The sequence below is a fragment of the Pseudomonas sp. GL_139_B genome, assembly GCF_057834475.1.
This window is the reverse complement of sequence record NZ_CM174403.1, coordinates 6,185,668-6,205,366: the sequence shown is the minus strand read 5'-3', so window position 1 is coordinate 6,205,366 and position 19,699 is coordinate 6,185,668. Positions and strand designations below refer to the sequence as shown.

Genomic DNA, 19,699 nt, shown 5'->3' with positions numbered 1-19,699 from the left:
AAACAGTTGCGGGAGTATAACCAGCTTGTTTAACCGCATGGTCCACAAACTGCGGCGGTGCTCACACTTGTCCGTATTGCTGCCCATGGCGCAGCCAGCGGTCGAGCAGCGGGCTGACGTGGTCCGGCCAGCGCTCCAGCAATGCCTGGGCGGCGTCGCGCACGGCGGGCAATAGATCGGCGTCGCGCATCAGGTCGGCGACCTTGAATTGCAGCAGGCCGGTCTGGCGTGTGCCGAGCATTTCGCCGGGGCCGCGCAGTTCGAGGTCTTTTTCGGCGATGACAAAACCGTCGTTTGTTTCACGCATGATACCGAGGCGCTGCCGACCGATTTGCGACAGCGGCGGATGGTAGAGCAGCACGCAATGGCTGGCGGCGCTGCCTCGCCCGACGCGGCCGCGCAACTGGTGCAATTGTGCGAGGCCGAGGCGTTCGGGGTTTTCGATGATCATCAGGCTGGCGTTCGGTACGTCCACGCCGACTTCGATCACCGTGGTGGCGACCAGCAATTGCAGGTTACCGGCTTTGAACTCGGCCATCACGGCGGCTTTTTCCACCGGTTTCATGCGGCCGTGAATCAGCCCGACCTTCAACTCGCCGAGGGCAGCGGTGAGGTCTTCGTAAGTGGTTTCGGCGGCCTGACAAGTCAGCTCTTCCGACTCTTCAATCAGTGTGCATACCCAATAGGCCTGGCGACCTTCAGCGCAGGCGCCGCGCACCCGTTCGATGACTTCAACGCGGCGGGTGTCGGTGATCAACACGGTGTTGACCGGCGTACGGCCGGGCGGCAGCTCGTCGAGGATTGAGGTGTCGAGGTCGGCGTAGGCGCTCATGGCCAGCGTCCGTGGAATTGGCGTGGCGGTCATGATCAGTTGATGCGGACACATGCGTCCACCGACGCCTTTTTGTCGCAGCGCCAGACGCTGCTGCACGCCGAAGCGGTGTTGTTCGTCGATGATCACCAGTGCGAGGTTCTTGAACTGCACTTCGTCCTGGAACAGCGCGTGGGTACCGACCACCATGGGCGTGCCGCCGGCGATCTGTTCCAGCGCGGCCACGCGGTTTTTACCTTTGAGCTTGCCGGCCAGCCATGCGACTTCAATGCCCAGCGGTTCGAGCCAGCGCTTGAAGGTGATGAAGTGCTGCTCGGCGAGGATTTCGGTGGGCGCCATCAGTGCGACTTGATAACCGGCTTCCAATGCCTGAAGCGCAGCGAGGGCGGCGACCACGGTTTTGCCCGCGCCGACGTCGCCTTGAATCAGGCGAAGCATCGGTTCGCGTTGGCTCATGTCGTAGGCGATTTCGTTGCCGACCCGTTGCTGTGCACCGGTCGGTGCGAAGCCGAGATTGGCCAGATACTTGGCCGGCAGCTGGGTGGCTTTGGGCATCGCCGGCGCGCGCAGGGAACGCATGCTTTCGCGCAGGCGCTGCTGGGACAGTTGATGGGTCAGCAGTTCTTCAAAGGCCAAACGGTGCTGCGCCCAGTGATGACCGAGGGCGAGCTCGTCGACGTCGGCATCGGCGGGCGGGTGATGCAGGTAGCGGATCGCATCGGCCAGCGGCGCGAGTTGGTAGTCGCGTGCGAGTTCAGTCGGCAGCCAGTCGGGCAGGCTGGTCGGGCCGAGCATCGTCAGGGTTTGCATGCACAGTTGGCGCAAGCGCTGTTGGGTCAGGCCTTCGGTGAGCGGGTACACCGGGGTCAGGGTTTCATCCACCGGCGGCGGCTCGGCGCCAGTGATGGCGCGGTATTCCGGGTGATAGATTTCCAGCCCCGAGGCGCCGGGCCGCGCTTCGCCGTAGCAGCGAATCCGCGTGCCGCGTTTGAGGCCCTCTTTCTGCGCGTTGCTGAAATGGTAGAAGCGCAGGCTGAGCCCGCCGGTGCCGTCTTGCAGACGAACGACGAGACTGCGGCGACGGCCCATGACCACGTCGGCGCCGCTGACGGTGCCTTCGATCACGGCGTCTTGCCCCGGACGCAAATGGCCAATCGGGACCACGCGGGTGCGGTCCTGATAGCGCAGCGGCAGGTGAAAAAGCACGTCCTGAAGGTTCTCCAGGCCGACCTTGGCCAGCTTCTCGGCCATGGCCTCGCCGACACCCTTGAGTGCCGTCACCGATACTTGCGACAACTCGGTCATGACAGCAACTTAAGCCGCAGCCACCGGCACCGGCGGCTTGGCCACCGAGCACAGGCGAATGGAGTCAGCGAGGATTTCAATTGCCTTCGGACGCGGGAAGCTCGCGCGCCAGGCAATGGCCACGGTGCGGAAAGGCACTGGCGGCGTCAGTGGGCGCACTTCAAGCACGCCGGGGGCGTAGTGATGGCTGTCGACTGCCGACAACGGCAGGATCGAGATACCCAGGCCGGACGCAACCATGTGGCGGATGGTTTCCAGGGAGCTGGACTCTACCGTGGTGTGCTTGGCACCGTCGTTGCCTTTGGCCAGGGTCGGGCAGGCTTCCAGCACTTGATCGCGGAAGCAATGGCCTTCGCCGAGCAGCAGCAGGCTCTTGTCGTTGAGCAGGCTGGCGTCGATGGATTCTTTCTGGGTCCACGGGTGCTGGGCCGGCATCAGGACGTAGAACGGCTCGTCGTAGAGCTGCAAGGTCAGGACGTCGGCTTCGTTGAACGGCAGGGCGATGATGATCGCGTCGAGCTCGCCGTTGCGCAGTTTGTCGCGCAGCACGTGGGTGAAGTTTTCTTCAATGTACAACGGCATCTGTGGGGCGACCCGGTGCAGTTGTGGAATCAAGTGCGGGAACAGGTATGGGCCGACAGTGTAGATCGCACCGACTTTCAGCGGGGCGGTCAGCTGATTCTTGCCGGCCTGAGCCAGTTCGCGAATACCTTGGGCTTGCTCCAGGACTTTCTGCGCCTGGGCCACGATGCCTTCACCGACCGGGGTCAGGCGCACGGCGCTTTTGCTGCGCTCGAAAATCAGCACACCGAGTTCGTCTTCAAGCTTTTTCACGCCCACCGATAGGGTCGGCTGACTGACGTGGCAACGCTCGGCCGCGTGGCCGAAATGCTGCTCTTGGGCGAGGGTAACGATGTAGCGTAATTCTGTGAGAGTCATAGCAAGCGTCCATGTAGTTGCGCGCCAAGCATAACGGCTGCAATCGATAGACGCACGTTATCAGAGTGAGTGTGTTGAGTGACACCGGGTAATGCGTGTTTGCCGTTGGCAGATGCGCGAAAGGCACCTTTTGGTGCCTCTATGGCTTTGCACATAACCCTGTGGGAGCGAGCCTGCTCGCGATGAGGCCATCTCATTCAACATCTTTGTTGACTGTTAATCCGCTATCGTCGGAACGCCGCCCGGAGCCGGCTCGCTCCCACAATGGTTCAGTGTTGCTTTTAGCGGCGGCGTTTTTCCAGCGAGTAAACAAACGGTGCAACGATTTCGATGGCGCCGTTGGTCAGCATGTCGGCCGGTGGCTTGGGCAGTGGCTGGGCGCGACGGATCATTTCCAGGGTGGCCCGGTCCAGATCGGCAGTGCCAGAGGCACCCACCAGCTCGAACGACAACACGTTACCTTCGGCATCCACCACGAAGCGCAGACGGTTCATGCCTTCCTTGCCCCGCGCCTGCGCGCTGGCCGGGTACTTCTTGTACTTGGCCAGGTGAGCGAGCAGGGTGCCTTGCCAACTGGCCTTGGCTGCTTGCTGCGCCGGTGATGGACCCGGTGCCGGTTGTGCGGATTTCTCCGTCGGCGCATTAGTCGGTTGCGCGTCGCTCGGTTTTTCCTCGGGCGGCTTCTCCTTCGGCGGCTCCGGCTTTTTCTCCACCGGCTTGGGCGGTTGCGGCTTGGGCTTGGGCTTGACCGGCTTGGGCACGGCAATCTCGGCCTTGGGCACTTCAGCCAGTTTCGGGATCGGCAGCTCCTCCACCGGGGCCGGTGGTTGCGGCGGCGTGATGACCTTTGGTGGAGCAGGCGGTGCCGGGACCGGTGCCAGCTCGACCATCATGGCCTGCGGCGGCAACTCGATCGGCGGGCGCGAGGTCCAGTTCAGTGCCAGCGCGATGGCCAGTGCGTGAACGCCCAGCACCACGGCCAGGCTCCCGCTGTAACGCGTCAGCTTATGGCGCGTCGTGATCATTTCTTGACTGCCGACTCGAGACCGACCAGACCCACCTTCAGGTAACCGGCGGAGCGCAGGTTGTCCATCACGCTCATCAGGTCGCCGTAATCCACGCCTTTATCGGCCTGGAAGAAGATCGTCGTGTCTTTCTTGCCCTGGGTTTTGGCGTCCAGCGTGGCGCCGAGGGCTTCGGCCTTCACTTCGTCTTCACCGAGGAACAGGCGCTGGTCAGCCTTGACGCTGAGGAACACCGGTTTCTCCGGGCGTGGCGCCGGCTTGGCGCTGGAGGCGGGCAGGTCGACCTTGATGTCCACGGTGGCCAGCGGGGCGGCCACCATGAAAATGATCAACAGCACCAGCATTACGTCGATAAACGGCGTGACGTTGATTTCGTGGTTCTCGGCCAGATCGTCGTCTGCGCCTTCTTTCAAATGCAAGCCCATGGCTGATTACCCTACTTTGACCATGTGCGGTTGCGTGGAGCGCTCGGAGGTCGGCAGGTGATCGAGGTCACGGCTGACCAGCAGCAGGACTTCAGCCGAAGCGTCGGACACTTGGGCCTTGTAACCCGCGATGGAACGGGCGAAGACGTTGTAGATCACCACGGCCGGGATGGCTGCAACCAGACCCAGCGCGGTCGCCAGCAGGGCTTCGGCGATGCCGGGTGCGACAACGGCGAGGTTGGTGGTCTGGGTTTTGGCGATGCCGATGAAGCTGTTCATGATGCCCCACACGGTACCGAACAGGCCCACGAACGGTGCGGTGGAGCCGATGGTGGCGAGGATGCCGGTGCCGCTGCTCATGTTGCGACCGCAGGCTGCCACCAGGCGCTCAAGGCGGAAACTGACGCGCTCCTTGATGCCTTCTTTTTCGCGGCTGTTGGCCGACAGACGCATTTCTTCCAGGGCGTCGTGGACCAGCAAGTGGGCAAGCGTGCCTTGCTTGGCTGCCGAAACGCTGGCTTCTTTAAGGGTGGTGGCTTTTTTCAGGTGGACGATTTCGCTGCGCAGACGACGCTTGGCGCCTATCAGCTCAAAGCCCTTGGCGATCCAGATGGTCCAGGTGATGATCGAGGCAATGGCCAGACCGATCATCACGATTTTTACGATGATGTCGGCGTTCTGATACATGCCCCACGGCGACAGGTCGTGGGCCATGCCCAAAGTGTTGTCGGCTTCGAGCACCTCAGGAACGTCTTCGGCGGCTACAGCCTGAGCCGGATCGGTCGCGGCCGGAGCGTCGACTGGGGCGGCATGATCGACTGGCGCTGGTGCCACGGCGGTGGCTGGAGTGACGGGTGCTTGTGCGTCAGCGAAAGCGGCGGTCGGTGCCAGCATCAGGCTGAGCAGCAGAGCAGCCACTGCACGCCAGGCGCGAGGGCTTTTGGTTGGCGAAGCGGAGAATTGATTGCGTGTCATGCTGGCCGGACCTGAGAGAAAAAGACAGTTGATGTTCTTTCCAGGCCTCGTGAGGCCGAGAACAAAAGCGGCGAGCATTATTGCAAGTAATTCTTGTTAACAAAAGTAATAGAGTCTCTTTTTTTCTTGCATTACTAGCCGCTCGTCCATTGCTGGCGCTAGTCTGTGTCTTTCCGATGGGAGTTTTCTGATGTCCACACCCTCAGTTTTGATCGCCGGTTGCGGTGATGTCGGCAGTCGTCTAGCCACGCAATTGGTGGCTTGCGGGTGGGAGGTTCATGGCCTGAGGCGGGACGTCTCACGGCTGCCCGAGGGAGTCATTGGCGTTGCCGGCGACTTGTTCAATGAAGACTGCCCGGCGACCTGGCCAGTCGGTGCGGTGGATTACCTGGTGTATTGCGCGGCCGCCACCGACCACGATGAGGCCGGCTATCGCGCGGCTTATGTGCAGGGCTTGCAGCATGTGTTGGACTGGCTGAACGACTACGGCCAGGTGCCCGATCGTCTGCTGTTTGTTTCCAGTAGCAGTGTGTATGGCCAGGAGGACGGTGAGTGGGTCAACGAGTCTTCGCCGACCGCTCCTGCGGGTTATTCGGGTCGATTGATGCTGGAGGCTGAGCAGGTGGCACTCAAAAGCGGCATTCCGGCGAGTATTGTGCGCTTGACCGGCATTTACGGTCCTGGCCGTGAGTGGCTGCTGACTCAGGTGCGGCGGGGGTATCGTGTGGCGGTCGATCCGCCGCTTTACGGCAACCGTATTCACGCTGACGACGCGGCGGGATTAATGGCGTCTCTGCTTGAGGCAGATCGTCGAGGTGAGGTGCTGGATGACGTCTACATAGGCGTTGACGACGCGCCCGCACCGTTAGCGGAAGTGCTGGACTGGTTGCGTGGGTATCTGGGCGTGACGGAGTGGGACGACGACGCGACCGTGCGGCGCACAGGCAGCAAGCGTTGCAGTAATGCCCGAGCAAAGGCCTTGGGCTGGACGCCGAAGTACCCAAGCTATCGCGAAGGCTATGCCGCCATTCTCGAAGGTCGCGACTGATCCTCCTGACACCCCTATAAACAACTGTGGGAGCGAGCCTGCTCGCGAAGGGGTCATAACATTCAACATTCCTGTTGGTTGTTACACCGCTTTCGCGAGCAGGCTCGCTCCCACATGGGATCTTCTTTGCAGCTAAAGCCGGGTTACTGCTTTTCCAGCAACCACTTGCGATCACCCGGCATGAACGAAGGCATTTCGTCCGCCTGTGCGGTGTTCACCGTCTGGAATATCTCGAGTTCTTTGCCCTTGCGAGCAAAGATCCAGGAGTTGCCCTGGCCGTTTAATTGCAACCACATGTTGTCATGGCCGCCGCTCATCGACGCGCAATCACCGGCCAGGCACAGGGCATAACGATCCGCGCCCGGAAGGCCGGCTACTTGGCCGTCGGCCTGGAATTGCACGGTACTGCCTTCACCCGGGCCACTGACGATTTTCCAGCTACCGCCCATGTAAGCCGTGTACAACGCACGTTCGAAACTTGCGCCAATCGGTGCGCCTTCCGGTACCTGAACCTGCGCGCGGTCGAAAATTTGCTCCGACTCGTTCTCGGTCTTGGACTGGCTCAGTTGCTTGCCGTCACGTTTCAGCTCACTGCCGGAGCTGCCGTAGAAGTCGACTTTCCAGGCGCCAGACTGTTCACCCAGTAGCTTGCCGTCGACGTTTTCAAAACCATTGGTGTAGCGGGCCTGACCGGCCTTGGTGTTGATATCCCATTCCAGGTTCGGGCCATAGGCCTGGAGCGCTTCGCGCAGGGGGCCGCCTTTAGCTGCAGCGTCGATCGCCACCTGATTGATCCAGGTGCCGCTGATGTCACGGTCGGCAGGGTTGCTGGCACAACCGCCCAAGAGTAGGGCGGCCAGCGAGAGAGCTAGCGCATGGCGCATGGTGGAATCCTTTCAAGGCAAGATCGGCGCAGCCTTTAGAGGGCTGCGCCGCACGTTTACTCGATAACCAGAATGGCATCCATCTCAACCTGCGAACCCTTTGGCAGGGCGGCTACGCCGATGGCAGCGCGGGCAGGGTAAGGTTGGTCGAAGTACTTGCCCATGATCTCGTTGACCTTGGCGAAGTGGCTCAGGTCGGTGAGGAAAATGTTCAGTTTGACGATGTCTTTGAACGAACCGCCAGCAGCTTCCGCCACGGCTTTGAGGTTCTCAAACACCTGGACGGTCTGGGCTTCGAAGCCTTCAACCAGTTCCATGGTTTTTGGGTCCAGAGGAATCTGACCCGACATGTAAACGGTGTTGCCAGCCTTGATCGCCTGGGAGTAAGTACCGATGGCGGCCGGGGCCTTGTCGCTGGTGATAACAGTCTTGGTCATGAATGACTCCTTGTAAGGGTGGGTTTACGCACGCATGCGGGTGATGCGGGTCACCCCGGTCAAGCCGCGCAGTTTCTTGATCACGCGGGCCAGGTGTACGCGGTCGTGCACGCTGACCACCAGTTGAACCACGCTGATGCGACCATCGCGTTCGTCCATGCTGATTTTTTCGATATTGCCGTCGGCCGCGTTGACGCTGCTGGCCAGCAGTGCGATCAGGCCGCGCTGGTGTTCCAGCTCGACACGCAGTTCGACGTTGAATTCGCCGGTGACATCCTTGGCCCACGAGAGCTGGATGCATTTTTCCGGGTTGTGGCGGATTTCGCTGATGTTGCGGCAGTTGTCCAGGTGCACAACCATGCCTTTGCCAGCGGACAGGTGACCGACAATCGGGTCACCCGGGATCGGCGTGCAGCACTTGGCGTAACTGAGTACCAGGCCTTCGGTACCGCGAATTGCCAGCGGGCCTTCCGGGCTTGGCAATTGTTCGCCTTCGCCGAGCAGGCGGCGGGCGACAACGTAAGCCATGCGATTACCCAGACCGATGTCTTCCAGCAAATCTTCGATCAATTCGAGGCGGTACTCGGCTAGCATCGCCTTGACGCGCTCGGCGGCGATTTTTTCCAGCGAGCTGTCGAAGCCGTTCAGCACCTTGTTCAACAGGCGTTCGCCGAGGCTGATGGACTCGGAGCGGCGTTGCAGTTTCAGCGCATGGCGGATGTGCGTCCGCGCCTTGCCGGTGACCACGAAGTTGAGCCACGCCGGGTTCGGCCGAGCGCCGGGAGCGCTGACGATCTCGACCGTGGAGCCGCTTTGCAGCGGCTCGGACAGCGGTGCGAGGCGACGATTGATCCGGCAGGCAATGCAGCTGTTGCCCACGTCGGTGTGCACCGCGTAAGCGAAGTCGACTGCCGTGGAGCCTTTGGGCAGCTCCATGATCCGGCCTTTGGGCGTGAACACGTAGACTTCGTCCGGGAACAGGTCGATCTTCACGCTTTCGATGAACTCCAGCGAGTTGCCGGCCCGTTGCTGCATTTCCAGCACGCCTTTGACCCATTGGCGGGCGCGGGCATGCGTGCCTTTTGGCTGCTCGTCGCCGCTGGATTTGTACAGCCAATGGGCGGCGATGCCGTTGTTGGCCATCTCTTCCATTTCACGGGTGCGGATCTGGATCTCGATCGGAACACCGTGCATGCCGAACAGCGTGGTGTGCAGCGACTGATAGCCGTTGGCCTTGGGGATCGCGATGTAATCCTTGAAGCGCCCCGGCAACGGTTTGTACAAATTATGCACAGCACCCAGCACGCGGTAGCAGGTGTCGACCTTGTCGACGATGATCCGGAACGCGTACACGTCCATGATCTCGTTGAAGGCCCGACGCTTGCCGCGCATTTTCTTGTAGATGCCGTAGAGGTGCTTCTGGCGACCGCTGACCTCGCCCTGAATGCCGTCGATGGCCAGGCAGTGGCTGAGGGACTCTTCGATCTTGTTGACGATTTCCTTGCGGTTGCCCCGGGCGCGTTTGACCGCCTGGTTGATTCGCGCGGAGCGCATCGGGTGCATGGCCTTGAAGCCGAGGTCTTCAAATTCTATGCGGATGGCGTGCATGCCCAGCCGGTTGGCGATGGGCGCATAGATTTCCAGGGTTTCCTTGGCGATCCGCCGGCGCTTTTCACCGGACAGCACTTCCAGCGTGCGCATGTTGTGCAAGCGGTCGGCGAGTTTGACGAGGATCACGCGAATGTCGCGCGCCATGGCCATCGCCATTTTCTGGAAGTTTTCGGCCTGGGCTTCGGCTTTGGTCTCGAAGTTCATCTGGGTCAGTTTGCTGACCCCGTCGACCAGTTCGGCCACGGTTTCGCCGAACTGCGCTTGCAGCGCCTCTTTGGCAATACCGGTGTCTTCGATCACGTCATGCAGCATCGCGGCCATCAGGCTCTGATGGTCCATGTGCATGTCGGCAAGAATATTCGCCACCGCAAGAGGATGCGTGACGTACGCCTCACCGCTACGTCGGCGTTGACCGTCGTGGGCTTGTTCGGCGTAGAAATACGCTCGGCGGACCAGGTTGACCTGGTCCTTGCCGAGGTAGGTCGATAAGCGATCGGCGAGGGCGTCTATGCTCGGCATGATAACTCCTGCCGTTCGCTATGACCCCGCGCCGTGCTACGTCGACCAGGCATAGGCTTAGACGGCCTCGTTGGACTCGTCCTCGAACGCTGCGAACAGCGGTTCGTCTTCGACGATTTCAGCATTGGCGATGAACTCGTAGCTCATCAGGCCTTCAGCGATTTCACGCAGCGCTACCACGGTAGGCTTGTCGTTTTCCCACTGAACCAGTGGCTCTTTGCCGCCGGTGGCCAGTTGACGGGCACGCTTGGTGGACAGCATGACCAGTTCAAAACGGTTTTCCACGTGGTTCAGGCAGTCTTCAACGGTTACGCGGGCCATGGTATTCCTCGGAGCGAATGCAATATGCGCGCTGCCCGGGTGGGCGAGCGGACTCAACAGTTTAAAAAATCACCAGCGATTAGGGAAGCGCTGATTTTTTGACCAAGCCCTTCAACGCGCTGCAAGTGCCAATGTAAAGCCCTTGCAGCGGTTTTGGGAAGTGCTGTTTAGCCGAGCAATTCAGCCAAAAGTTTTCCATTACGCTGCTGCTGACGCTTTTGATGCAGCTGATTGGCGCGGAATATCGCCTGCAAATCGCTCAGCGCGTGGGCGAAATCGTCGTTGATGATCAGATAATCGTAGTCGACGTAGTGGCTCATTTCGCTAACGGCTTCACGCATCCGGCCTTCGATGACTTCGTTGCTGTCCTGACCGCGATTGTTCAGGCGTTGGTGCAACGCTTGAAGTGACGGCGGCAGAATGAAGATCGAGCGGGCCTGTGGCATCAGCTTGCGCACTTGTTCCGCACCCTGCCAGTCGATTTCCAGAATAAGATCGTGGCCTTCGTCCAGCGTCTGCTGCAAATGGCTTTGCGAAGTGCCGTAGAGATTGCCGAACACTTCGGCGCGCTCAAGGAAATCGCCGTGCTCGATCATTTTCACAAAGTCGCTGCGGTCGACGAAGTGATAATTCACGCCATTCACTTCACCTGGGCGCATCGCTCGAGTGGTGTGGGAGACCGAGACGCGGATCTCCTGATCTGCATCGGTCAAGGCCTTGACCAGGCTGCTCTTGCCCGCGCCCGAAGGGGCGGAAATGATGTACAGGGTGCCGGTGCTGTGGGTCATGTAGGGTTTGCCTTACTCAATATTCTGCACTTGTTCGCGCATTTGCTCGATCAACACTTTGAGGTTGACCGCCGCTTGGGTGCTGCGCGGGTCGAAGGCTTTGGAGCCCAGTGTATTGGCTTCGCGGTTGAGTTCCTGCATCAGGAAGTCCAGGCGCCGACCCGCAGCGCCGCCGGATTTGAGCACCCGGCGAACTTCAATGATGTGAGTGCTCAGGCGATCCAGTTCTTCGGCGACGTCGCTTTTTTGCGCGAGCATGACCATTTCCTGCTCCAGCCGCTGCGGGTCCAGGTCGGCCTTCATGTCGGCGAAGCGGTCGAGGACTTTCTGGCGCTGGGTGGCGAGCATCTGCGGGACCAGTTCGCGCAGGGTAACGACGTCTTCTTCGATGGAGGTCAGGCGATCATTGATTAGCCGTGCCAGCTCCGCACCTTCGCGTTCGCGGCCAGCCTTGAGTTCCTTGAGGCCTTCGTTGAACAGCGCCAACGCTTCGGCATTCAAGGCTTGCGGGTCGGTGGCATCACCCACCAGCACGCCGGGCCAGGCCAGTACCTCCAGCGGGTTGAGCGCCGCAGGATTTTTGATCAGGCTGGCGATCGTCTCGGCGGCGGCGACTAATTGCGCGGCGCGCTCGCGGTCCACTTGCAGCGGTTTATCAGTGTTTTCTTCGGTGAAGCGCAGGGTGCATTCAAGCTTGCCCCGGGAAATGCCTTGGCGCAGGGCCTCGCGGACGGCCCCCTCGAGGTCACGAAAGGACTCCGGCAGGCGCAAGTGCGGCTCCAGGTAGCGGCTGTTGACCGAGCGCAGTTCCCAGCTCAGGGTGCCTTGGGTGCCGGCTTTTTCAACGCGGGCGAAGGCGGTCATGCTGTGCACCATGGAGGTACCTCGCAAGTCAGGTCGATGCGTTACCAAAGGTTTCGCGGACCCGATATCTGTGAATGAAAGCCGACAGGCAGCAAAGGCGCAGGATTGTAGCGCAGTGGGGCGGATGCGCCCAAACACACGCTGTGACAAAGGGCTGCAAGCCGTCGGCAAAGCGCGGTTCAGGGCCTTCGGTCGTCGGGCTATTTTTTTAGAAGTGCCCAGTCGCGGCCGGCGGCTCTATAATGCTCCGCAGTTTTCCGTCCTCCGTACAGGTATTCCCTATGAAACGTCCAAGTGGTCGCGCTGCCGATCAGCTCCGCTCGATCCGCATTACCCGCAACTACACCAAACACGCCGAGGGTTCTGTACTGGTCGAGTTCGGTGATACCAAAGTCATCTGCACCGTCAGCGTCGAAAACGGCGTGCCGCGTTTCCTTAAAGGTCAGGGCCAGGGCTGGCTGACCGCTGAATACGGCATGCTGCCGCGCGCCACTGGTGAGCGTAACCAGCGTGAAGCGAGCCGTGGCAAGCAAGGCGGCCGCACCCTGGAAATCCAGCGCCTGATCGGTCGTTCCCTGCGCGCTTCGCTGGACATGTCCAAGTTGGGCGATGTGACCCTGTACGTCGACTGCGACGTGATCCAGGCTGACGGCGGCACCCGCACTGCCTCCATCACCGGTGCCATGGTTGCACTGGTTGATGCCTTGAAAGTCATCAAGAAGCGCGGCGGCCTGAAAGGCGGCGACCCGCTCAAGCAAATGATCGCTGCCGTTTCGGTGGGCATGTACCAGGGTGAGCCTGTGCTTGACCTCGACTACCTGGAAGACTCGGCTGCCGAAACCGACCTGAACGTGGTGATGACCAGCACGGGCGGTTTCATCGAAGTCCAGGGCACCGCCGAAGGCGCGCCGTTCCAGCCAGAAGAGCTGAACGCTATGCTGGAACTGGCGAAGAAGGGCATGACCGAAATCTTCGACTTGCAGAAGGCTGCACTGGCCGACTGACCGGATGGAACCACACAAGGAGGACGTTATGAGTGACGAGCAGCAGGTACTTCCCATTCCGAGCAAAGAAGTTCGGCAGTGGGCGATGTTTTGTCACTTGTCTGCCTTGCTGGGGATCTGGATTCCGTTCGGTACACTGATCGGCCCGCTGATTCTCTGGCAGATGAAGCGTGAGATGGACCCGTTCATTGATGCGCAGGGCAAAGAGGCGCTGAACTTTCAGATCACCGTCGCCATTGCCTCCGCCATCTGCTTCCTGTTGATGGTAGTGATTGTCGGATTTTTCCTGTTGGGCCTGGTGGCAATAGGTGCATTGGTGCTGACGATCATCGCTGGCGTGAAGGCAAATGAAGGGTTTCCCTACCGCTACCCATTCACCTGGCGGTTGATCAAGTAACGCGCTTTAAAACAATGCCCCGACTTGTCGGGGCATCTGCTTTTTTGAAGTTGGGTTATCTTTACCGCATCCTTTTTGATATCCAGTGATGGCGGCTATTTTCCGTCTAACAATTATCGCTATTACACTTTTAGTCACAACTGCATCACCTCAGCACCACCTATGTTCTTGGCAATGAGACTTTACGGTTGATAGAGTTGCCCCACGTCATATTCAATCAGAAATATTTCGACATATTCAAGCCATCGAAGGTCCTTGAATTTCAAGCAATCAGTGTTGAGATACTCAGCCGGTTCAAGAGGCTTGCGCAGGTAAAAAGTTCGCCTCTGAATATATAGCCAAGAATAATCCCAATGATTCAACTCGATTTTTATGGAACGCTTGTGGCCGCCTCCTTAGTGCTTTTGCTGGGGCGCGGACTTGTCACACGTGTCGGTTTTCTACGTAATTACAATATTCCTGAACCCGTCGCCGGTGGCCTGTTGGTTGCCCTGGTTCTCCTGGTATTGCGAACCTTTGATCTTGAAGTCCGCTTCGATACTTCATTGCAAGCGCCATTGATGTTGGCTTTTTTTGCCACTATCGGTTTGAGTGCGGACTTCGCCAGCCTGAAGAAGGGTGGTCGGGTCGTGGGCGTTTTTCTGCTGGTAGTGACCGGACTGCTGATAGTGCAGAATGCCATGGGCATCGGCCTCGCAAAAATGCTGGGGCTCGATCCTTTGATGGGGCTGCTGACAGGCTCGATTACGTTGTCGGGCGGTCACGGTACAGGCGCTGCGTGGGGGGCGGTGTTCAGTGAGAAGTACGGTCTGGCTTCCGCTTCCGAGCTTGCAATTGCCTCTGCGACGTTTGGTCTGGTGTTGGGTGGCTTGATTGGTGGTCCGGTCGCTCGCCTGCTGATCAAGCGTGTTCAAGTACCCGGCTGTCATCCTCAGGAAACGCCACGGTTGCCAAAGGGTTTTGAACAGCCGAACAAAGAGCGCTCGATTACGCCGTTTTCGTTTATCGAGACACTCGCTCTGATCGCAGTCAGCTTATTAGCCGGCAATCTTCTGAATGGCTTGCTGCAAGGTACTGCACTGGAGTTGCCGACCTTCGTGTGCGTCCTGTTCGTGGGTGTGGTTTTACGCAATGGGCTTTCAGCGTTGGGCTTGTATCAGGTATTCGAGCGTGAAGTCTCCGTACTGGGGAATGTCAGCTTGTCGCTGTTTCTGGCGATCGCCCTGATGTCGCTCAAACTGTGGGATCTGGCTTCACTGGCTTTGCCGTTCTTCATCATCCTGGCTGCACAAACGCTGGTCATGGCACTGTTTGCGATTTTCGTGACGTTTAGAGTCATGGGTAGTAACTACGATGCGGCGGTACTGGCGGCAGGGCACTGCGGTTTTGGGCTGGGCGCCACGCCAACCGCCATCGCCAACATGCAAGCAGTGACACAGCGCTACGGAGCTTCGCAGATAGCGTTCCTGGTGGTGCCAATGGTGGGGGCTTTCTTCATCGACATCATTAATGTCATCGTGATTAAGTTGTACCTTGCGCTGCCGTTCTTTGCCGCTGCTTGAAGGTTCGATCACTGTTAACGATCCATAAAAAATGCCCGTATCTTGCGATACGGGCATTTTTTCTTCCGGCAACCGGATTTTCACAGGTCTGAGCGATGTCCGCTTTTTGTGTCTGCGAAACAGGGCTTAGATAGTCAGCGTCCAGTCGTAGTCCACGATCAGCGGTGCGTGCTGCGAGAACCGTGGCTGACGTGGCAGGCGTGCGCTGCGAACAAAGCGGCGCAGGCCCGGGGTCAGCAACTGGTAGTCGAAACGCCAGCCCAGGTTGAGCATCTCGGCCTGTTCGTTGTCCGGCCACCAGCTGTACTGGTCGCCTTCACGGCTGACTTCGCGCAGGGCGTCGACATACCCCATGTTGCCGACAATCTCGTCCATCCAGGCGCGTTCAGGCGCCAGGAAGCCCGGAGATTGCTGGCTGTCACGCCAGTTCTTGATATCCAGCTTCTGTTGCGCCACGTACAGCGAGCCACAGTAAATGTACTCGCGACGTTTGCGTCGCTGTTTATCCAGATAACGGGCGAAGTCGTCCATTAGCTTGAACTTCTGGTTCAAGTCTTCATCGCCGTTCTGCCCCGAAGGGAGCAGCAAGGTCGCGATGCTGACCTTGTCGAAATCGGCTTGCAGGTAACGCCCGTAGCGGTCGGCCGTCTCGAAGCCGAGACCGCTGATGACTGCCTTCGGTTGCAACCGCGAATACAAAGCCACGCCACCTTGGGCAGGAACTTCGGCTTCGCAGGCATAAAGGAAGTAGCCATCCAGTTGGAAGGCTGGATCGTCCAGTTCAAAGGCGGAGGCGCGGGTGTCCTGCAGGCAGATGACGTCGGCATTCTGTGCTTGCAGCCAACTGAGCAAACCACGCTCGACTGCAGCCTGAATACCATTGACGTTCACACTGATGATCCGCATAAATGGCCCCAAAAATCGCGTGCGTGTATGATACACGGCGTCAACCTAATTAGCTAAATCCGTGGTATTTGGGGTTTTTTTCATGCAAGCGTATCAGCGCGATTTCATTCGTTTTGCCATCGATCGCGGCGTTTTGCGCTTCGGTGAGTTCACCCTGAAGTCCGGGCGTACCAGTCCTTACTTCTTCAATGCCGGCCTGTTCAACTCGGGTTCGGCCCTTGCACAGCTGGGTCGTTTCTACGCGGCAGCCATCGTCGAGAGCGGTATTTCGTTCGACGTGCTATTTGGCCCGGCCTACAAGGGCATCCCGTTGGCGGCGACCACGGCAGTGGCCCTGGCTGAACACCATGACCGTGATTTGCCGTGGTGCTTCAACCGCAAAGAGGCCAAGGCCCACGGCGAAGGTGGCAGCCTGGTCGGCGCACCGCTGACCGGCGACGTGCTGATCATCGACGACGTGATCACCGCCGGCACCGCGATTCGTGAAGTGATGCAGATCATCGCTTCCCAGGACGGCGCCAAGGCCAAGGGCGTGCTGATCGCCCTGAACCGTCAGGAGCGTGGCAACGGTGAGTTGTCGGCGATTCAGGAAGTGGAACGGGACTTCGGCATTCCGGTGATCAGTATCGTATCGTTGAACCAGGTGCTCGAATTCCTGGCGGACGATCCGCAGCTCAAGCAACATTTGCCTGCCGTAGAAGCCTACCGCGCCCAATTCGGCGTTTGAACACAAGCCCGCTCCCACAGGGATCGCAGGCAAAAAAAGACCCCGCTCAGCCAGGCTGAGCGGGGTCTTTTTGTATGTGCTGCTTAAGGACGCTTGCGATTACTGATCAAAGTGCCCACACCGGTATCGGTGAAAATTTCCAACAGAATCGCATTCGGCACCCGACCATCAATGATCAACGAACTGCCGACGCCGCCCTGAACCGCTTCCAGCGCACAACGGATCTTCGGCAGCATGCCGCCGTAGATGGTGCCGTCGGCGATCAAATCGTCGACCTGCTGGGTGGTCAGGCCAGTCAGCACGGTGCCCGACTTGTCCATCAGGCCGGCGATGTTGGTCAGCAGCATCAACTTTTCAGCTTTCAGTGCTTCGGCGACTTTGCCGGCCACCAGGTCAGCGTTGATGTTGTATGACTCGCCGTTGGCGCCGACACCAATTGGCGCGATCACCGGGATGAAGTCGCCTTTTACCAGCAGGTTCAGCAGATCGGTGTTGATGCCGACCACTTCGCCAACATGGCCGATGTCGATGATTTCCGGTTGGGTCATCTCCGGGGTCTGGCGGGTGACGGTGAGCTTTTTCGCACGAATCAGCTCGGCGTCTTTACCGGTCAGGCCGATGGCGCTGCCGCCGTGACGGTTGATCAGGTTGACGATGTCCTTGTTGACCTGGCCGCCGAGGACCATTTCCACAACGTCCATGGTCGCGGCGTCGGTGACGCGCATGCCATCGACAAAGTGGCTCTCGATCGACAGACGTTTGAGCAGATCGCCGATTTGCGGGCCGCCACCGTGAACCACCACCGGGTTAATGCCCACGGCTTTCATCAGCACGATGTCGCGGGCGAAGCCGGTTTTCAGCTCCTCGCTTTCCATCGCGTTGCCGCCGTATTTGATCACCAGCGTCTTGCCGACATAGCGGCGAATGTAAGGCAGCGCTTCGGACAGGACCTTGGCGGTGTTGGCGGCGGCTTCGCGTTCGAGGGTCATTCAGGGCTCCGGCACTTCAATAAAATGCGCTTCAATCAATCAAAACGGTAGTTGGAGGTCAGGTGCAACACGTTTCAGCTGGGCGTGGAACACGTCCTTGATGCGCTGCAATTCAGCCTCGTCATCGGCCTCGAAACGCAATACCAGCACCGGTGTAGTGTTGGAGGCGCGCACCAGGCCCCAGCCTTTGGCGTAGTCGACTCGCACGCCGTCGATGGTGGTCAGGTCAGCGCCTTCACCCCACTTCGCATCGTGCAGTGCATCAATGATGCTGAATTTGCTCTCTTCGGTCACATGGATATTGATTTCAGGCGTAGAAATATCATTAGGGAAGGTCGCAAACAGCTCTTCCGCAGTGGATTTTTCCTTGCTCAGGATTTCCAGCAGCCGTGCGGCGCTGTAAATGCCGTCGTCGAAACCGAACCAGCGCTCCTTGAAGAAGATGTGCCCGCTCATTTCACCGGCCAACAGCGCGCCGGATTGTTTCATTTTCTTTTTGATCAACGAGTGACCGGTCTTCCACATTAGCGGACGGCCGCCAAATTCCTTGATCAGCGGAGCCAGGCGACGGGTGCATTTGACGTCGAAGATGATTTCCGCGTCAGGGTTGCGCGCCACAACATCGCGGGCGAACAGCATCAGCAAGCGGTCCGGGTAGACGATGCTGCCGGTATTGGTCACGACACCAACGCGGTCGCCGTCGCCGTCGAAGGCCAAGCCGATGTCGGCCTTGGTTTCCTTGACCTTGGCGATCAGGTCGACAAGGTTTTCAGGCTTGCCCGGATCCGGATGGTGGTTCGGGAAGTTGCCATCTACTTCGCAGAACAGCGGGATGACTTCGCAGTTCAGCGCTTCGATCAGTTGCGGGGCGATCACACCGGCCGCGCCGTTGCCGCAGTCGACCACGACCTTCAGGCGACGGGCCAATTTGATGTCCTGGACGATTTCTGTGTTGTAGCGGTCGAGGATCTCGACTTTGGTCACGCTGCCCTTGCCGCTGCTCAGGTTGTGGGTCTTGAGGCGGTCGTGCAGGGCCTGGATCTGTTCGTTGGCCAAGGTGTCGCCAGCGATAACGATCTTGAAGCCGTTGTAGTTCGACGGATTGTGGCTGCCGGTGAGCATCACCCCGGATTTACCGGCCAGTACGTTGGCGGCGTAGTACAGAGCAGGAGTTGGCACCAGGCCGACGTCGCTGACGTGGCAACCGGCATCGGCCAGGCCTTTGATCAACTGCTCGACCAGCTCCGGGCCGGACAGGCGGCCGTCGCGGCCCACGGAAACGTTTGGCTCGTCCTGAGCCAGGCTCTGGGCGCCGATGGCGCGGCCGAGCCAGTAAGCGGTTTCAGCGTTCAAGAACTCCGGGACGGTGCCGCGAATGTCGTACGCACGGAATATGCTGTCGGGAAACCTGGGGGCGACTTGGGCGGGGGTGTTCATCTGTAGGAATGCTCCATCTCGAAAGTGACTGGACAGGCCTGCTTGGTACGCATCGGCCGGCTCAAACTGAAGGGTATGACGGCGTTTTCCACAGAGAGTTCGTGGTGCGAAAAGGCCATGCCAGCGGGATTAGCGGAACTTGGGTCGGCCAATGCCTTGATTTTCGCCGGTAAACCTTCCAGATAAACTTTGTGTAATTCAATGCAAAACCTGTGGGAGCGAGCCTGCTCGCTCCCACAATGAAGTCATCAATGGCTGCCGGAATGCCCGAAACCGCCCGTGCCGCGCTGGGTTTCGACGAACTCTTCGACCATCTCGAAATGCGCTTGAACCACTGGCACCAGCACCAATTGAGCCAGACGTTCGCCAACAACCATGGTGAATTCGGTCTGGCCACGGTTCCAGCAGGACACCATCAGCGGGCCCTGGTAATCGGAGTCGATCAAACCGACCAGGTTGCCCAGCACGATGCCGTGCTTATGGCCCAGGCCAGAGCGCGGCAGAATCAGTGCAGCCAGGCCCGGATCACCGATGTAGACCGACAGGCCGGTCGGGATCAGCACGGTTTCACCCGGCTTGATGACGATGTCTTTTTCCAGCATGGCGCGCAGGTCGAGGCCGGCGGAGCCTGGGGTGGCGTATTGCGGCAGCGGGAATTCGGTACCGATGCGAGGGTCGAGGATCTTGGCTTGCAAAGCGTGCAT

General features: G+C 59.4%; 19 protein-coding genes and 1 pseudogene. 5 read left to right on the top strand and 15 right to left on the bottom strand.

Annotated elements, in window-relative coordinates; genetic code table 11:
* Window positions 1-61: 61 nt before the first annotated feature.
* The 5 genes from recG to exbB all read right to left on the bottom strand — a co-directional run bounded on the left by recG (window position 62) and on the right by exbB (window position 5,501).
* Entirely contained in the window at window positions 62-2,137 is a 2,076-nt protein-coding gene (gene recG / locus AC3ISI_RS28505) for an ATP-dependent DNA helicase RecG (protein WP_489334784.1), read from the bottom strand.
* Window positions 2,138-2,146: 9 nt separating this feature from the next.
* Window positions 2,147-3,076: a hydrogen peroxide-inducible genes activator gene (locus tag AC3ISI_RS28500; protein WP_489334783.1), complete on the bottom strand. Its 930-nt coding sequence runs from the start codon at window positions 3,074-3,076 to the stop codon at window positions 2,147-2,149.
* Between the two features lie 281 nt (window positions 3,077-3,357).
* Window positions 3,358-4,101, bottom strand: coding sequence for a TonB family protein (locus AC3ISI_RS28495; protein ID WP_489334782.1), 744 nt, complete (start codon window positions 4,099-4,101; stop codon window positions 3,358-3,360).
* A complete protein-coding gene (gene exbD / locus AC3ISI_RS28490) occupies window positions 4,098-4,526 on the bottom strand; it encodes a TonB system transport protein ExbD (protein ID WP_477801137.1) in 429 nt (142 codons plus the stop codon). The genes AC3ISI_RS28495 and exbD overlap by 4 nt, the downstream gene beginning before the upstream one ends.
* 6 nt (window positions 4,527-4,532) lie before the next feature.
* Entirely contained in the window at window positions 4,533-5,501 is a 969-nt protein-coding gene (gene exbB, locus AC3ISI_RS28485) for a tonB-system energizer ExbB (protein WP_489334781.1), read from the bottom strand.
* Window positions 5,502-5,691: 190 nt separating this feature from the next.
* Here exbB and AC3ISI_RS28480 point away from each other — a divergent pair, with 190 nt between their 5' ends.
* Complete coding sequence (locus AC3ISI_RS28480) at window positions 5,692-6,549, top strand: SDR family oxidoreductase (RefSeq protein ID WP_489334780.1); 858 nt, start codon at window positions 5,692-5,694, stop codon at window positions 6,547-6,549.
* Between the two features lie 143 nt (window positions 6,550-6,692).
* On the opposite strand, the gene AC3ISI_RS28475 is transcribed toward AC3ISI_RS28480, so the two are convergent.
* The 6 genes from AC3ISI_RS28475 to AC3ISI_RS28450 form a co-directional block, all read right to left on the bottom strand.
* The gene (locus AC3ISI_RS28475; protein ID WP_489334779.1) at window positions 6,693-7,433 is read right to left on the bottom strand and encodes a hypothetical protein; all 741 of its coding nucleotides are present in this window, start codon (window positions 7,431-7,433) and stop codon (window positions 6,693-6,695) included.
* A 56-nt stretch (window positions 7,434-7,489) separates the two neighbouring features.
* On the bottom strand, window positions 7,490-7,870 hold the full coding sequence (locus AC3ISI_RS28470) for a RidA family protein (protein ID WP_003229509.1): 381 nt from the start codon (window positions 7,868-7,870) through the stop codon (window positions 7,490-7,492).
* A 24-nt stretch (window positions 7,871-7,894) separates the two neighbouring features.
* Window positions 7,895-10,000, bottom strand: a complete 2,106-nt coding sequence (gene spoT / locus AC3ISI_RS28465; protein WP_489334778.1) for a bifunctional GTP diphosphokinase/guanosine-3',5'-bis pyrophosphate 3'-pyrophosphohydrolase — start codon at window positions 9,998-10,000, stop codon at window positions 7,895-7,897.
* Between the two features lie 57 nt (window positions 10,001-10,057).
* Window positions 10,058-10,321 (bottom strand): DNA-directed RNA polymerase subunit omega, encoded by a 264-nt coding sequence (rpoZ, locus tag AC3ISI_RS28460; protein ID WP_007894670.1) that lies wholly within the window; start codon window positions 10,319-10,321, stop codon window positions 10,058-10,060.
* Window positions 10,322-10,488: 167 nt separating this feature from the next.
* Window positions 10,489-11,109 (bottom strand): guanylate kinase, encoded by a 621-nt coding sequence (gene gmk, locus AC3ISI_RS28455; RefSeq protein WP_489334776.1) that lies wholly within the window; start codon window positions 11,107-11,109, stop codon window positions 10,489-10,491.
* Between the two features lie 12 nt (window positions 11,110-11,121).
* Window positions 11,122-11,985, bottom strand: a complete 864-nt coding sequence (locus AC3ISI_RS28450) for a YicC/YloC family endoribonuclease (protein ID WP_027926349.1) — start codon at window positions 11,983-11,985, stop codon at window positions 11,122-11,124.
* A gap of 269 nt (window positions 11,986-12,254) precedes the next feature.
* Between AC3ISI_RS28450 and rph the strand changes: the two genes are divergently transcribed.
* The 3 genes from rph to gltS all read left to right on the top strand — a co-directional run bounded on the left by rph (window position 12,255) and on the right by gltS (window position 14,936).
* The gene (gene rph, locus AC3ISI_RS28445; protein ID WP_150780185.1) at window positions 12,255-12,977 is read left to right on the top strand and encodes a ribonuclease PH; all 723 of its coding nucleotides are present in this window, start codon (window positions 12,255-12,257) and stop codon (window positions 12,975-12,977) included.
* Between the two features lie 28 nt (window positions 12,978-13,005).
* A complete protein-coding gene (locus AC3ISI_RS28440) occupies window positions 13,006-13,374 on the top strand; it encodes a DUF4870 domain-containing protein (protein WP_489334775.1) in 369 nt (122 codons plus the stop codon).
* A gap of 353 nt (window positions 13,375-13,727) precedes the next feature.
* Window positions 13,728-14,936 carry a sodium/glutamate symporter gene (gene gltS / locus AC3ISI_RS28435; protein WP_489334774.1) on the top strand — a complete coding sequence of 403 codons (1,209 nt, stop codon included), beginning with the start codon at window positions 13,728-13,730 and terminating at the stop codon, window positions 14,934-14,936.
* Window positions 14,937-15,062: 126 nt separating this feature from the next.
* On the opposite strand, the gene crc is transcribed toward gltS, so the two are convergent.
* Window positions 15,063-15,842: a catabolite repression control protein Crc gene (gene crc / locus AC3ISI_RS28430; RefSeq protein ID WP_007934608.1), complete on the bottom strand. Its 780-nt coding sequence runs from the start codon at window positions 15,840-15,842 to the stop codon at window positions 15,063-15,065.
* A gap of 82 nt (window positions 15,843-15,924) precedes the next feature.
* Between crc and pyrE the strand changes: the two genes are divergently transcribed.
* Entirely contained in the window at window positions 15,925-16,569 is a 645-nt protein-coding gene (gene pyrE, locus AC3ISI_RS28425) for an orotate phosphoribosyltransferase (RefSeq protein ID WP_046030683.1), read from the top strand.
* A gap of 83 nt (window positions 16,570-16,652) precedes the next feature.
* Here pyrE and argB read toward each other — a convergent pair whose 3' ends face one another.
* The 3 genes and pseudogenes from argB to dut form a co-directional block, all read right to left on the bottom strand.
* Window positions 16,653-17,558, bottom strand: coding sequence for an acetylglutamate kinase (gene argB / locus AC3ISI_RS28420; protein ID WP_046030681.1), 906 nt, complete (start codon window positions 17,556-17,558; stop codon window positions 16,653-16,655).
* Between the two features lie 39 nt (window positions 17,559-17,597).
* Window positions 17,598-18,974 (bottom strand): annotated as a pseudogene (locus tag AC3ISI_RS28415) (phosphomannomutase/phosphoglucomutase); the annotation flags it as partial.
* 269 nt (window positions 18,975-19,243) lie between these two features.
* Window positions 19,244-19,699 carry a dUTP diphosphatase gene (gene dut, locus AC3ISI_RS28410; RefSeq protein WP_027926354.1) on the bottom strand — a complete coding sequence of 152 codons (456 nt, stop codon included), beginning with the start codon at window positions 19,697-19,699 and terminating at the stop codon, window positions 19,244-19,246.

Bases quoted from the DNA above. Each gene is read 5' to 3' on its own strand.
- pyrE (WP_046030683.1), top strand. From the start codon at position 15,925: ATGCAAGCGTATCAGCGCGATTTCATTCGTTTTGCCATCGATCGCGGC.
- rpoZ (WP_007894670.1), bottom strand. From the start codon at position 10,321: ATGGCCCGCGTAACCGTTGAAGACTGCCTGAACCACGTGGAAAACCGT.
- exbB (WP_489334781.1), bottom strand. From the start codon at position 5,501: ATGACACGCAATCAATTCTCCGCTTCGCCAACCAAAAGCCCTCGCGCC.
- spoT (WP_489334778.1), bottom strand. From the start codon at position 10,000: ATGCCGAGCATAGACGCCCTCGCCGATCGCTTATCGACCTACCTCGGC.
- AC3ISI_RS28475 (WP_489334779.1), bottom strand. From the start codon at position 7,433: ATGCGCCATGCGCTAGCTCTCTCGCTGGCCGCCCTACTCTTGGGCGGT.
- exbD (WP_477801137.1), bottom strand. From the start codon at position 4,526: ATGGGCTTGCATTTGAAAGAAGGCGCAGACGACGATCTGGCCGAGAAC.
- AC3ISI_RS28495 (WP_489334782.1), bottom strand. From the start codon at position 4,101: ATGATCACGACGCGCCATAAGCTGACGCGTTACAGCGGGAGCCTGGCC.
- AC3ISI_RS28440 (WP_489334775.1), top strand. From the start codon at position 13,006: ATGAGTGACGAGCAGCAGGTACTTCCCATTCCGAGCAAAGAAGTTCGG.
- AC3ISI_RS28450 (WP_027926349.1), bottom strand. From the start codon at position 11,985: ATGGTGCACAGCATGACCGCCTTCGCCCGCGTTGAAAAAGCCGGCACC.
- rph (WP_150780185.1), top strand. From the start codon at position 12,255: ATGAAACGTCCAAGTGGTCGCGCTGCCGATCAGCTCCGCTCGATCCGC.
- argB (WP_046030681.1), bottom strand. From the start codon at position 17,558: ATGACCCTCGAACGCGAAGCCGCCGCCAACACCGCCAAGGTCCTGTCC.
- dut (WP_027926354.1), bottom strand. From the start codon at position 19,699: ATGCACGCTTTGCAAGCCAAGATCCTCGACCCTCGCATCGGTACCGAA.
- AC3ISI_RS28470 (WP_003229509.1), bottom strand. From the start codon at position 7,870: ATGACCAAGACTGTTATCACCAGCGACAAGGCCCCGGCCGCCATCGGT.
- gltS (WP_489334774.1), top strand. From the start codon at position 13,728: ATGATTCAACTCGATTTTTATGGAACGCTTGTGGCCGCCTCCTTAGTG.
- gmk (WP_489334776.1), bottom strand. From the start codon at position 11,109: ATGACCCACAGCACCGGCACCCTGTACATCATTTCCGCCCCTTCGGGC.
- AC3ISI_RS28500 (WP_489334783.1), bottom strand. From the start codon at position 3,076: ATGACTCTCACAGAATTACGCTACATCGTTACCCTCGCCCAAGAGCAG.
- recG (WP_489334784.1), bottom strand. From the start codon at position 2,137: ATGACCGAGTTGTCGCAAGTATCGGTGACGGCACTCAAGGGTGTCGGC.
- AC3ISI_RS28480 (WP_489334780.1), top strand. From the start codon at position 5,692: ATGTCCACACCCTCAGTTTTGATCGCCGGTTGCGGTGATGTCGGCAGT.
- crc (WP_007934608.1), bottom strand. From the start codon at position 15,842: ATGCGGATCATCAGTGTGAACGTCAATGGTATTCAGGCTGCAGTCGAG.